The organism is bacterium, from assembly GCA_028820935.1.
Taxonomy (GTDB): domain Bacteria; phylum Actinomycetota; class Acidimicrobiia; order Spongiisociales; family Spongiisociaceae; genus Spongiisocius.
In genome coordinates this window covers 1-13,029 of sequence record JAPPHZ010000036.1, presented here as the reverse complement: position 1 = coordinate 13,029, position 13,029 = coordinate 1, and the positions used below count along the sequence as shown (strand labels likewise).

The following is a 13,029-nucleotide window of genomic DNA, read 5'->3' as shown; positions in this document are numbered from 1 at the left end:
TTTCAGCCCATGAAAGGGTCCGCTCTTAGGGGAAGTTGGGATGATTAGTAGCGACGTGATCCTTCTTCAGCCATGAGCAAGGCACTCGATCGGCTGCGCCGGCTGGTGACCGGCTACCCATGGGTCACCATCGCCGCGCTCCTCGTCGTCACCGTTTTCCTGGGCGCCGGCTCGGCACAGCGCGCGGAGCCGCCGGAGACCGCCGAGACCCTTCCCGACGGCAGCGCCGTCGCCCAGGCTTTGGACGAGATAGATGAGCTCTTCGGGGGCGAGGCCGAGGCGCACGTAGCCACGCTCATCTTCCGCGGGGATGCGCTCACGCCCGAGGGGCTCTCCCAGATGGACAGCCTGATCGGAGAGATCGTCACCGATCCCAGCGTAAGGGACATGCTAGCGCCTCCCGATCCCGTTTTCGCGCCCTCGTTCCTGGTCAAGGCCGTGCTCCAGGTGGACGCCCTCGGGTCGGTCACGCAGGCGGAAATCGACTCCGTCCGCAACGTCCCGGGCATCGGAGAGGCACTCGACGCCATGACCGGAGTGGACGCGGACGGGACTCCGATCGCCATCGCCACTATCAACCTGACGGACACCAACGACGAGCGGATCTACGCCGCCTCGCGGACGGTCGACGACTTGGCGGATGCGGACGAGGGCCCGCTGCGGGTGAGCAGCATCTCGCCCGTGGTAATAGAAGACGAGTACAAGAAGGCCACAGAGGAAGGAATGGCCCCGCTCGTGGGTGCGGCCTTCCTCCTGATTGCGGTGCTGATCCTGCTCTTCATGCGGACGGTATCGGACCTCCTCCTGACGCTGGGAGGACTCCTGCTGTCGATCATCTGGGTCGTCGGCGCCGAGGGATGGCTAGGACCCAACGCGCTGGGCCTGGTCGGCCCTCCCAATTCGCTCACCACGATGGTGCCGATCATCCTGATCGGCCTCACGGTGGACTACGCCATCCAGATCGTCTCGCACTACCGCGAGCAACGCCTCGCCGGCGAGGATGTCGCCGGGGCTGTCCAGATGGGACTTCGGCACGTCAGCCTGCCCCTCACGCTGGCCGCGGTCACCACGATCGTGAGCCTCTTGGTGAGCCTGTTCTCCCCGATCGGGATAGTCAACGACTTCGGTGTCATCGCGGGGCTGGGCGTGGGAATGGCCCTCCTGGTGATGCTGACGCTCATTCCCGCCGGACGGACGATCATCGACCGGAGGCGGGCGGCTCGCGGCAAGCTGAAGGAGCCCCGCCCGATATCGACCGCCCTGCCCGGTGTCAGCCGGATGGCGGAATTCCTGGGGAAAGGGGTGACGCGCAAGCCCACGCCTTACATCGTGGCCGTTATCGCGATCACGATCGGGCTCGGGTTCGCGGCCCGGGACCTCGAGTCGGAGTTCAGCATCCGTGACATCCTTCCCAGGGGTGGGGGGTTACTGGAGGATATGGAGGCGCTCGATGTGGCCATCGGCGGCTCGACGGAGATGGTCACCCTGCTGCTGAAGGCCGAGGCCACCGAGGCCCGCACGTTCATCGACCTTCATGACCTCACCACCGCCTTCGCGGACGAGGCGCGCCGCCCCGGGGCAGCGGCAGGACCGATCCAGGCCTCCTTCGACCTGATAGTGCACGACTGGATCAACGACAGCGGGCAGCCCGGCGACAACTACGACCCGGAGCTCGCCGCCCTGTTCCAGGAGGCCGCTGCGGGAATCGAACTCGATGCGCGGCTGATGCAGGAGGTGCTCGACAGGGTGGTGGCGGTCGATCCCGTCATCGGGCGTCTCCTGGTCAACAACCCGGACGGAATCGATGCCATGCTGCTCCAGTTCCCGGCCTTCGCAGGCGATACCTCCCAGGCCAGGAACACCCAGCGCGAGATAGAGAAACTCTGGTTCGGCGACGACAGCGCGCTCACCGCCACCTCGTCCAGCATCATCTCGTTCACCGTCACCGACGCCATCACCGAGCAGCAGACCGAGGCCATCAGCACCACCATCGCGGTGGCCCTGACCGTCCTCGCCCTCTTCTTCTGGATGACGGTCCGCCAGCCCGCCCTGGGATTCGTGGCGGTGTTCCCGATAGTGCTGGTGCTTGTCTCGGTCCTGGGCACCATGGCGTTGCTGGACATCCCGTACACGCTCATCACGTCCATCATCACCGCGCTCTCGATCGGGATCGGGGTGGACTACACCATCCACATGATCCATCGCTACCGCGAGGAGTACGGGCACCACCGCAACCCTGAGAGGGCAGCGGTCCAGACACTCTCGGTCACTGGATCGGCGCTGCTGGGCTCCGCCATGACGACGGCGCTCGGGCTCGGAGTGCTGGTGTTCTCCCCCCTGGCCGCATCCCAGCAGTTCGCCATCACGGCGGCCATCACGATCGCGTACTCGCTGATCGTCTCCATCGTGCTGGTGCCACCCGCCATGACACTGTGGGGCGCCTACCAGAACATGCGACTCCGCTCGAGGACGCAGCGTTGGGCAGACGAACTCGACGAGGCGATCGATGCCATATACCGCCGCAACGAGGCCGCCGAGGAACCGTCCTAGACCAGCCGGCGGCCCCGGCAGTTGGCTCGCGCCTTCCTAGGCGATCCGGATTGGTGCCCTTGCTCGCTGAACCGTGTTGTAGTGTGCCCGGTGTCTTGCTGAGAGTTGGAGAGCGTTTCGAGTGCGATGCTGCGTCGGACTCCGCTGTTCGGGGTCGATCCAGCGGAGCGAGCATGCTTGATCTGGGTGGAAGCCTGGTTGCGGTGTCGCGATGGTGAGTCTGAGCGGCGGCGAAGCACTCGTCAAGTCCCTCGCGAACGAGGGTGTCGAGGTCGTGTTCGGCGTGCCGGGCATTCAGGTATACGGGATCGTCGCCGCGCTGCGGGACGAGCCGGGCATCCGGATGATCACGACCCGCCACGAGCAGGCCACCACCTTCATGGCCGACGGTTATGCCCGCTCTTCGGGAAGGCCGGGGGTGGCCCTCGTGGTTCCGGGGGCGGGCCTGTACAACGCGGCGTCCGGATTGACCAACGCGTACGCGCGCTCCTCGCCGGTGCTCGTGATCGCCGGCCAGATTCCGCGCGGCGCCATCGGCAAGGGTGCCGGGGCCGTTCACGAGGTCATGGACCAGCCGGGCACGGTGCGCTCGGTTACCAAGTGGCAACGGCGGGTGCTCAGACCCCGCGAAGTGCCGGATGCGGTGTTCGAAGCGTTCAGGCAGATGCGTACGGGCCGTCCGCGTCCGGTCCTGATCGAGATCCCGCCCGAGACCGGAGTGGAACGGGAAGAGGTCCGGCTGCGGAACCCCGCCCACATTCCCCGGATCGTGCCGAGCCGCGACGACCTCCGGGAGGCCGCCCGTGTCATCGCCGCCTCTCGCACGCCGCTGATTTTCGCCGGCGGCGGTGTGGCGCGCTCGAATGCGGAGGACGCTCTGGTCGAGCTGGCGGAGGCCACCAACATACCGGTGGTGACGTCCAGTGGAGGCAAGGGGACCATCCCGGACAGCCATGCGCTGTCCTACGGCTCGTGTTTCAGCCCCAGAGGCGAGCGGCAGGAGATGAACCAGCTCTACGAAGTGATGCAGTCCGCTGACGTGGTCATAGGGATCGGCTCACGATTCTCGCTCGGCAATCCGGCCGGCGAGTCGTCCACCCTGGTGAACATCAACATCGACGACAGCGAACTCGGCAGGATCCAGTCCAACACCATCCCCCTGCACGGCGATGCCAGAGCCACCATCCATGCGCTGCTTCCTCTCCTGGTCGAGGCCGGCGCGGGCGAGCGCCCGTCACCGGCCGAGGCCGTCACGGCGGCCCGCAAGCTCATCGCCTACTACGACATCCGGCTCAAGGAACCCCAGTACGCGGTCCTGGAGGCGATGCAGCGCGGCATCCCGGAGGAGGCGTTCGTGGTCTGGGACGTGACGCAGTTCGGCTTCTACGCCCGCACGCACTACAAGGTGTACCGGCCCAAGACGTACATCGACTCCGGCTACTCGTTCAACCTCGGCTACGCCTTCCCGACTGCTCTGGGGGTCAAGGTCGCAAAGCCGGGCCACCCCGTGGTGTGCGTGGCCGGAGACGGAGGCTTCATGTACAACTCCTCCGAGCTCGCCACGGCGGTCCAGTACGGTCTCAACGTGGTGGTGGTCGTCTTCAGGAACGACTCCTACGGCAACGTGGCCCGCGACCTTGACCGGTCGTTCGGCGGGACCTACGGGACCGACCTGCACAACCCGGATTTCGTCAAGTTCGCCGAGTCCTTCGGAGCGGTAGGGATGAGAGCGGACGACCCCCACGATCTCGAGACGTTGATCCCGCTTGCCCTGGAACGCGAAGCGCCGGTGGTCATCGACGTGCCCTTCGGCACCATGCGGATCCCATCGGCCCCGCTGGCCGCGTATGTCAGCACACTGCCCTGGACGCGGCCTCAGGAAGGTCTGATCGAGTCCTGAGCCCGGACGCCCCGACTCGTCGTCAGGCGACTCTGGAGCGCACTTCGGCCAGCCACGCATCGGCTTCGTCGCGGCTCGTCTGGTCGGGCACGCCCGCCAGGACCAGGTATCCCTCATCGTCGACGTAGGAAGCATCCACGTCTTCGCGCAATGCTCGGTTGGCCGGACCGTCGACCGGGCTGACCGAGTCCGCCGGGTAGGAGCCGAGGAACTTGACGCTGGCCGCCCTCATCTGGAGGTTGCGTAGCGCGTCGCCCAGCTTCTCGTCCATTACGTGACCCTCGCAGTCGATGAGGAAGCAGTAGCTCCCCAGGCTGGCCTTGGTGGGACGGCTCTGCAGGCTGGTGATGTTGATTGACCGGGCGACGAATTCGCCCAGGATCCCCACCAGCGACCCCGGTGCGTCGGCGCGCTGATACACGACCAGGCTGGTCTTGTCCCGGCCGGTCGGTGGCGGGACGGTGTCGCGGCCCACCAGCAGGAAGCGCGTCTGGTTGCCGGACCGATCCTCTATACCCGCCTCGAGAACCTCCAAACCGTAGACCTCGGCGGCTCTCTGCGGAGCGATCACCACCGTGTCCGGGTCCCCCCGGGCGACCAGGTCGCGGGCGGCGCCGGCCGTCGAGTTGGCCGCCACCATCACCGCGCCGGGTAGTCGCCGTGTGATGAACCGGCTGCACTGTGCCGAGGCGAGGGGGTAGGAGAGGATGTACTTGACATTCCGGAGTTCCGTGCCGGGAAGCGCCATCAGCGCCAGGCTGACATCCATTATCACCTCGTCCTGGATCAACAGGCCGGTTCCGAAGGCCAGGGTGTCGATGCTGGAGGTGACGGCCCCCTCGATCATGTTCTCGATCGGTACGAAACCGACGTCCACCACGCCGGACTCCACGGACTTCAGAACTTGCAGCATCGAGTTGAACGGTTGCCGGCGCATGGCGGCCAGGTACTTCCGGGTGACCAGCGCCTCCTCGGTGAAAGTACCGGCGGGTCCGAGGAAGCCGAGGGAGCGTGAACTCGTGCCAGATGTATGAATCACGGTCCGCGAACTCTACCCCGACCTCGGTAGCGTTCCGAACCTCGGGGTTACGCGTTTCCCGTGTCGGGCTCGCATTCATCCGCCGCCACTGGCCGGGGCTCGTCGATGAGACGGGCGAGGGTCGCGCCGACGATGAGGTCGTCTACCTGGCCGAACGCGTTGAGGCGGATACGTCCGGCCCGGTCGATGGCAACCAGGCTCGGGGTTCCCCGGAGCTGGAATCGACGCATCGTGACAGGCAGAGCCGACCCGGGATCGTGGGCATCGACACCGACCGGGAAGGTGAGGCGGTACTCGTAGAGGAACGCCTCGAGCGAGACCGGGGTCATGGCCTCGTGGTGCTCGAACACACAGTGGAGCCCGAGCAGGGTGACATCGTCTCCGAACACGTGCTGGATGCGCTTGGCCTGCGGCAGCCCGTGGGAGACACAACCCGGACAGAGCATCTGGAACGCCTCGATGACCACGACCTCGCCCCGCAGGTCGGCCAGGGTCGGACTGGCGGCGGTATTGAACCAGCGGGTAACCGCCAACTCGGGCGCGGCGGGAAACGCTGATCGCGGGCTCACCACAGATGCCGATCAGGTCGGCCGATGACGGTGAGTACCTCCATTTGGCAACTATATGGGGACCCCATGTCCTGGTCGGGATGCCTGAACCGCTCGGGTCCGTGAGGACGATACGTCCAGCCTGCGGCGTGGCGGAACGACCGCTCCGGCAGGCGGTCCTCGGCGACCGGTCCATCACGCAGGACGGATTAGAATCGGAGGGGATCCGATCCGGTAGCTTCCGGGAGCCTCCTGCAACCGCGAATTCAGGATGGCGCAGAGGGAATCCCTATTCGAATCTCGGAGCGGATCAGCCATGCCACATGTCGCCGCGGGTACACGATCGGGTCGGGCCAGATACAGAACGGTGACGCTGGCAAGCCTGGTAGCGGCGATCGCTCAGGTCGCTCTGGGAGGGGTCGTCCGGGTGACCGGTTCCGGAGACGCATGCCCGGATTGGCCGCTCTGTCACGGACAGATAATCCCACCCTTCGACTACCACATCTGGCTCGAGTTCACCCACCGCCTGGCAGCGACCGCCGTGGGGGTCCTGGTGGTGGCTTCGCTAGTGCTGGCTTGGCGGCACTTGCGAACGTCGAAACCCGCCATCATGGCCACGGCCGCGAGCACGGCACTGGTGGTTGCGGCGGCGGTCCTCGGTGGCCTCACCGTACTGAGCGAACTCTCCTGGTGGACGCGCCTGATCCACCTGGGGCTGGCCGAGCTGACCGTGGCCGGCCTCGCCGTCGCCTGGCTGGCCGGTCCGCCCGATGATCGGTCCGATGGCCCGCAGGAACTCGACACCGGGGTCTCCAGGCAGGATCGGAGGTTGGCGTGGGCCGGCTTGAGCGGTCTGCTGGCAACCATCCTCTTCGGGTCCTACATGGTGGGGATGAACTACGGCGCCGCGTGTCCGAGCTGGCCGCTCTGCATCGGTACGAGCATCCCCGGAGGCACGCCCTTCGTCATCAACATGACCCATCGATACATGGTGGCCATCGTGGCCGTGCTCGTGTTACGTACCTGCTACGTGGCTTGGAAACAGGGCGCGGCGCGGGGCCAGCTCCGCTGGTTGGCCGCGCTCACGGCCGGGTTCCTGGTGATCGAGATCGAGGTCGGCGCGCTGACGGCATGGATGGGCTCGACCCCTCTCATCGCGTCCCTGCATCTGGTCTTCGCGACGATGTCCTGGGTGTCGATGGTGCTGATGGTCGCGGTGCAGTTCGATCCTGGAACCTTCCGGGTGAGGTCCCGGTACCCGGGGCGCGCCGGTTGATGCTCGCTCCAGGCACTCGCGCATCCAGGGTGGTGAGCGACTACATCGCGCTCACCAAGCCCCGGATCACGGTCCTGCTCCTGATCACGGCCGTGGGGAGCATGTTCCTGGCCGCCGAGGGCCGGCCCGATCCCCTGGTGACCGCCCTTGTCATCGTCTCCGGCTACCTGGCGGCCGGTGGCGCCAACGCTCTCAACCACGGCGCCGAACGCGACATCGACCAGAAGATGGTCCGTACCAGCGCCCGCCCCGTTGCAGGCGGGAGGGTCTCCAAATGGCAGGCCTACGGCTTCGGAATCCTCCTCAACCTGGGCGCCTTCGTGATCCTGGCTGCCTTCGTGAACGTTCTGAGCGGCCTGCTCGCCATGGTCGGCACCCTTTTCTACCTGTTCGTGTACACCAAGGGCCTCAAGCGGACAACGCCCCAGAACATCGTCATCGGCGGCGCCGCCGGCGCGGTCCCGCCCCTGGTCGGCTGGGCGGCGGTGACCGGGACGGTCGAGCTACCGGCCGTCTACCTGTTCGCCATCATCTTCCTGTGGACGCCGCCGCACTTCTGGGCCCTGGCCCTGCTGATCAAGGACGACTACGCCCGCGCCGGGATCCCGATGCTGCCGGTGGTCGCCACGCTGGCCGCGACCAAGCGCCAGATCCTGGCCTACACCGTGGTGCTGGTGGTGCTCTCCGCGACGTTCGTCGCGACGGGCGCCGTCGGTTGGATCTACCTGGTCGGCGCCGTCGGCCCGGGCGTGTGGTTCATAGTCCTGGCGGTCCGCCTGGTACGCGGTGAGGGAACCGAGGGCGCCAGGGCGCTGTACCTGTTCTCACTCCTGTATCTGGCCCTGCTCTTCGGCGCCGTAGGAGCCGATTCGCTGGTGACCCGGTGGCTCATCGTTTAGCGCGTCCATTCATGATGGCGGTCGTGGTCACGGCTCTTGCGGCGACGGTTGCCTGCGCGCCGCAGGGGTCTTCGGGATCCATCTCCGGCGAGGTGCGCTTTGCCCGCGAGGTCGAGCTGCCCGAGGGCGCGGTCATCACCGTCCGACTGCTGGACATCACGCTGGCCGATGCCCCATCCGTGGAACTGGGGCTCGATGTCATCGAGAACGCCGACCGCCTCCCGGCCCGCTTCCGCATCGAGTACGACCGCGACCTGATCGTCAGCGGCAACGAGTACTCACTGAGCGCCGACGTCAGACTCGGCGATGACCTGCTGTACGTCAACGACACCGTCCACCCCGTGCTTACCGGGGGCGCTCCCGCAAACTCCGATGTGGTGGTCATCTCCACCAACCCCTTCGACACCTGCATCGAGCCCCTACCGGGACAGATTCACGTCGAGATGGAGGAGGAAGACCTGCCCCAAGAGGCCGTGCTCCACGTCCGGCTGATCGACGTCACCGATCCCGCAACTCCGCTCCTGGTCACCGAGACCGTCCGGGGCGACCTCGACAAGTTCCCGATCGAGTTCTCACTCCCCCACGAAGGCGTGCAGATCAGCCGCCACAGCAGGTACGAGCTGGAGGCCGAGATCGTTGCCGGTGGCGAGATCCTCTACCACATCCCCGAAGACGAGTGGCGCCGGACATGGCTCCCGCACTGCCCCAATGCCGACCTGCAGATCGTCAACAGCGTGTTCCCGGTGAGCGAGTTTCCCGAACCCGGTTCTACGCCCTGAGTCCAGCGGGGAGGGTGGCTAAACAGCGCGAGCGGCAGGGTGAACGACTACGCCAGCAAGCCGTTCTGCTAGGCGGTCTCGGGTGACTTCGAGATCGTATTGGGCCTGTAGTCCCATCCAGAAGGCTGGGGAGTTCCCGAAGAAGCGCCCCAGCAGCAAGGCCGTCTCCGCGGTAATGGACCTCTGCCCGTGAACGATGGAATGAATACGCCTCGGATCCACACCTACGCACTTCGCCAGCCGATACTGGGTGATGTTCATAGGGCCGAGGAACTCCTCATTGAGAACCTCTCCGGGGTGAATGGGGGGTAGCTTCGCCTGGGTGCTCATCGTTCCTCCACGTCAGTGGTAGTCCACTATCTCGACTTCGTACGCGTTGCCGTCACTCCAGACGAAGCAGATCCGCCACTGGTCGTTGATCCGGATGCTGTGCTGCCCATCGCGATCTCCGGACAGTGCCTCCAACCTGTTTCCCGGTGGCACCCGTAGATCGTTGACGTTCATGGCGTTGTTCAGGACCATCAGCTTCCTCTGTGCTCGACGCTGGATATCCTCCGGCAGTCTGCGGACACGGCGGCGTTCGGCAACCGCCCGTGTGTCCTTGTTCCGGTAGCTCCGAATCACCACGGGATAATAGTACGCTCCGCTATTAGTGGCGAGTGCTAACCCCACGCGGGGGAGGCAGCGTATGAACAGCAATCCACTATCGGGCACATCCCAACGGGTCGAAGGGTGCGAGTGGTCAACCGGGGATAGGAAACTCCAGAAGACGCCCGCTAGGCCTCTGCCGCCAGAGCTCTAGCGAGGAATGATGCCATCTGGTCGCGCTTGACGGGCTCATCGGGGCAGTAGGCCCGTGGGTCCGTGGCGCACCCCTTGGTGACGCCTGCTTCGAGCAGACCCTCGACGGCGCCGGCATAGGGCGCGTCCACCGGGACATCCGAGAAGGCCCCGGTGGGACTCAATTCGTGGATGGAGTCGAATGCCCGCGCCATCCAAACGGCCATTTCTGCGCGTGTGATCGGATCCGACGGTCTGAATGCCTGCCCAGGGACCGTTCTGACGACACTCAGATCAGCGAGCCCCTCCACGTACGCCGTGTACCAGGCGTCGGCGGGGACATCGTGGAACCGGCTGGCCGTCCTCTCCTCCGGACGGATACCTAGCGCCCTGCCGAGAAAGACCGCCATCTGCGCTCTCGTCACATGGCTCGACGGACAGTAGGTGTAGTCCTCAAACTCGCCACATCCGGTGGTGATACCCAAGGTGGCGATAGTCTCGATGTTGGGCTCGTGAACGTTCCCATCGTCGTCGGCGAAGGTCCCGTGGTGCCCTGGAGCGATAGGCTGCCCACGACGCACGTCGACAACGAAGTCGTCACCGATCCGCCGTGTGACGGTGATGGAGGTGTTGTTCCAGGTTGTGAATCCATCCCCTACGTCCATCACATGTCCAACGCTGTCGTGCACGTCGAGTGGTACGGACGTTTTCGTCGTGACCGCTCGTGTGAAGCGCCCCGTCCAGACACATGACCAGAAGTGGGGACAAGTCGGAGAGTGCTCATCGACCAGATAGACTTCGACTCCCTCCTTCGGCACCAGAGCGTCGAACTCCTTTCTGACCCTGACGCCGAGCGAAAGAAAGCCGCTTCCCCCCGACTTCACGACCAGCATCTGGACACCACCATCACCTAGCGGCCGCAGCAGGTAACTTCGCGCACCCGTACCTTCGTGTATCGCTACTTCGGAAGGGTCGATCCATCCTGCCGCGTACCTGTTGATCGCGATAGTCCCCACCTGCAGTTGTGACCGGTCATCGACTCGACTCATGATGTCCATCGGGTTGTCGTAGTCTCTGAGCCGCCCGGTGTGTGGAAACCCCAGAGCGTGGCCCAGCTCGTGGGCTGCCACCGCCAGGAACTCGAGTTCACCGTCCTCCGATCCCCGTGAAGAGGAAGTTCCGGAGACAGATACGATGCCTCCTGACAGGCACACATCTCGATTGCTCTCGGGGTATTCGTGGGCGTGTTTACGCAAGATTCGGTTCTGCGTTCTGTCGTTGTCGCCCATGCCTCCTGAACTGACGCCTATGTCCCTGTTGATTATGTAGATGACTCCCTCGATCGCCTCCGTACCCTTCCGATCCCTGATTTCAGCTGTGACCCGCGTCTCGCAGTCTCCGTACTCCCAACCGGGACTCGGTGTTATGTCAATCGCACCACCCACCTTGAATACGGGCCGGTAGCGTCCGCGTGAAAGCCATGCATAGTATGGGGTGACACGAGACTCCAGAACGCCGATGACGTCGGAGGCTCGAATGTCCAGTTCGCCCTCGGGATCGTTGCAGATCCATACCTCCCACAGGTCACGGTCAAGTGTGTAGAAGGTCGACTCGTCGTAACCGGCCAGCAGACCGAGCGGATCGGCGTTGTAGGACGAGCTATCAAATCCCGGCAACTCGTCGCGGTTTATCGGCGGCGACGGGCGATCGCGGCGAGGAACGTCGACAGATGATGTATCCACCACATCGACTACGAACCGGTCGCCCATGCGAGCAACCACTTCGACCGACATGTTCCCGTGTTCGTAACCATCGCCTACTTGCATGACATGGCCGGTGGTATCGGAGTAGTCGAGAGGAACGGTCGGATACGAGATCACGGTTTGCGTATTCCTCGTCAGGCCGAAGCAGGGGAACCCGGTCGGTACGCCACACTCCGGTGTGGTGGTGTGGATGAAATAGGATTCCACCCCTTCCTTGGGTATACCGGAGTCGTAGCCTTTCTTCACGCGGGCCCCGAGGGTGATGAAGCCGCCATCGTCAGAGCGGATCACGAGCATCTGTGTTCCGCTGTGTCCAGGAGGTGCCAAGACGAAACGCTCTCTTGCGGTACCGCCGTAGATCTCGACGTCCTCTCCGTCGATCCAACCTGCGGCATAACGGTTGATCGCGATAGTGCCCACTTGCAGTCCGGGAGCAGCCTCGGGATCACCCATGATGTCCATCGGGTTGTCATAGTCACCTGCATAGAAGTTGTACGAATGAGGGAGCCACAGGGCGTGTCCCAGCTCGTGCGCAAGAATCGCAATCGCGGATGAGTTCCCATCGCCAGGGTTGGAAGGTGTCTCGACAACCTCTCCACCTCCGATCACGTAACGTCCGTTATCGGGAAATGAAGTGCTGGACAGCCGTAAGGATCGCGCTTCCACATAGTAGGTTGGGCCGTCTCCCGGTCGACCCTGCCACCAGTTGGTTTCCTGGTTGACGAGCGCGACGACACCCTCGGTGCCCGGCTTCGACCGCTCCCCTATCTCATCGATACATTTGCTGAAGCCCGGAGCGGCGACTTGGCCCGGGTTACCGGTCGTGAACACCGGAACGTAGCGACCACCTGATAACCAATCGAAGTAAGGCACCAGTTCCGTCTCCAGTACATCTGTAAGCGCAGCCGCAGAAATGTCGAGTTGACCCTCGGGGGACTCGCAGATCCAGACCTCCCAGTGATCATCGCCAAGGCTGTAGAGCGAGGTCAGGTCGTAGCCGGTGATCAAGCCCAGCGGATCCGTCCCGTCATCGTCCTGGCCAACTGCCGGCCGCGCAACCAGCAGGACCGCGACGGCAAGGAAGAGCACTAAGAGGTACCGCCCTCGCCAGGTCTGACAAGCGGAGACCGGCCGTCCTTCAGGCCGGCCATGTTGCGTCCGACAGCTGTCAACTCCCCTCCCATCCGCGTAACGATAGGCGGCATCCGGAAGTCGGTAGCGATGGCGGAGCAGGCGCGCGACTGCGACCTGAGCCTGCTCGAGGGCGATCCTTTCGGGACGGCACCTTCAACCGCCACAGACCCGGTCCCCTGACCAGATCGGCGCGGTGGCCACACCGCCTAGACTCAGCCCGCTCTCAACCCAATCTGTTCGGTATAGGAGTCATAAATAACGCAATACCGGATGGATACTCCATCTTGAGTGAGGAGTTGAACGGAATGGTGATGGCGATCAGTGAGATTCCCCGGAGTTGATCGTCGAAGTTCCCCACCCC

Annotated in this window: 10 protein-coding genes; 5 read left to right on the top strand and 5 right to left on the bottom strand. The window is 64.5% G+C overall.

All coding sequences use genetic code 11. The annotated features are described in order from the left end of the window. Nucleotides 1-72 precede the first annotated feature (72 nt). Entirely contained in the window at nt 73-2,550 is a 2,478-nt protein-coding gene (locus OXM57_10415; protein ID MDE0353090.1) for an MMPL family transporter, read from the top strand. A gap of 211 nt (nt 2,551-2,761) precedes the next feature. Continuing rightward, nucleotides 2,762-4,450, top strand: coding sequence for a thiamine pyrophosphate-binding protein (locus OXM57_10410; GenBank protein ID MDE0353089.1), 1,689 nt, complete (start codon nt 2,762-2,764; stop codon nt 4,448-4,450). Between the two features lie 22 nt (nt 4,451-4,472). Here the strand turns inward: OXM57_10410 and pheA are convergent, their stop codons facing one another. Together pheA and OXM57_10400 are read right to left on the bottom strand one after the other, a co-directional pair. Then, entirely contained in the window at nt 4,473-5,489 is a 1,017-nt protein-coding gene (gene pheA / locus OXM57_10405) for a prephenate dehydratase (protein ID MDE0353088.1), read from the bottom strand. A gap of 47 nt (nt 5,490-5,536) precedes the next feature. Then, nucleotides 5,537-6,058: a TlpA family protein disulfide reductase gene (locus tag OXM57_10400; GenBank protein MDE0353087.1), complete on the bottom strand. Its 522-nt coding sequence runs from the start codon at nt 6,056-6,058 to the stop codon at nt 5,537-5,539. A 346-nt stretch (nt 6,059-6,404) separates the two neighbouring features. Here OXM57_10400 and OXM57_10395 point away from each other — a divergent pair, with 346 nt between their 5' ends. Genes OXM57_10395 through OXM57_10385 form a run of 3 tightly spaced genes read left to right on the top strand, consistent with a single transcriptional unit; the run spans nt 6,405 to nt 8,991 of the window. Further along, nucleotides 6,405-7,313: a COX15/CtaA family protein gene (locus OXM57_10395; protein ID MDE0353086.1), complete on the top strand. Its 909-nt coding sequence runs from the start codon at nt 6,405-6,407 to the stop codon at nt 7,311-7,313. Continuing rightward, nucleotides 7,313-8,212, top strand: coding sequence for a heme o synthase (locus OXM57_10390; GenBank protein ID MDE0353085.1), 900 nt, complete (start codon nt 7,313-7,315; stop codon nt 8,210-8,212). Before OXM57_10395 ends, OXM57_10390 begins: the two co-directional genes overlap by 1 nt. A gap of 23 nt (nt 8,213-8,235) precedes the next feature. After that, nucleotides 8,236-8,991: a YbaY family lipoprotein gene (locus OXM57_10385; protein ID MDE0353084.1), complete on the top strand. Its 756-nt coding sequence runs from the start codon at nt 8,236-8,238 to the stop codon at nt 8,989-8,991. Nucleotides 8,992-9,009: 18 nt separating this feature from the next. On the opposite strand, the gene OXM57_10380 is transcribed toward OXM57_10385, so the two are convergent. The 3 genes from OXM57_10380 to OXM57_10370 all read right to left on the bottom strand — a co-directional run bounded on the left by OXM57_10380 (nt 9,010) and on the right by OXM57_10370 (nt 12,623). After that, complete coding sequence (locus OXM57_10380) at nt 9,010-9,321, bottom strand: HigA family addiction module antitoxin (protein MDE0353083.1); 312 nt, start codon at nt 9,319-9,321, stop codon at nt 9,010-9,012. A gap of 12 nt (nt 9,322-9,333) precedes the next feature. Beyond that, the gene (locus OXM57_10375; protein MDE0353082.1) at nt 9,334-9,615 is read right to left on the bottom strand and encodes a type II toxin-antitoxin system RelE/ParE family toxin; all 282 of its coding nucleotides are present in this window, start codon (nt 9,613-9,615) and stop codon (nt 9,334-9,336) included. 152 nt (nt 9,616-9,767) lie between these two features. Beyond that, the gene (locus OXM57_10370; GenBank protein ID MDE0353081.1) at nt 9,768-12,623 is read right to left on the bottom strand and encodes an S-layer homology domain-containing protein; all 2,856 of its coding nucleotides are present in this window, start codon (nt 12,621-12,623) and stop codon (nt 9,768-9,770) included. Between the last annotated feature and the right edge of the window lie 406 nt (nt 12,624-13,029).

What these genes read in the sequence shown, in the direction of transcription:
- OXM57_10415 (MDE0353090.1), top strand. Translation starts at nt 73, where the DNA reads ATGAGCAAGGCACTCGATCGGCTGCGCCGGCTGGTGACCGGCTACCCA.
- OXM57_10410 (MDE0353089.1), top strand. Translation starts at nt 2,762, where the DNA reads ATGGTGAGTCTGAGCGGCGGCGAAGCACTCGTCAAGTCCCTCGCGAAC.
- OXM57_10390 (MDE0353085.1), top strand. Translation starts at nt 7,313, where the DNA reads ATGCTCGCTCCAGGCACTCGCGCATCCAGGGTGGTGAGCGACTACATC.
- OXM57_10380 (MDE0353083.1), bottom strand. Translation starts at nt 9,321, where the DNA reads ATGAGCACCCAGGCGAAGCTACCCCCCATTCACCCCGGAGAGGTTCTC.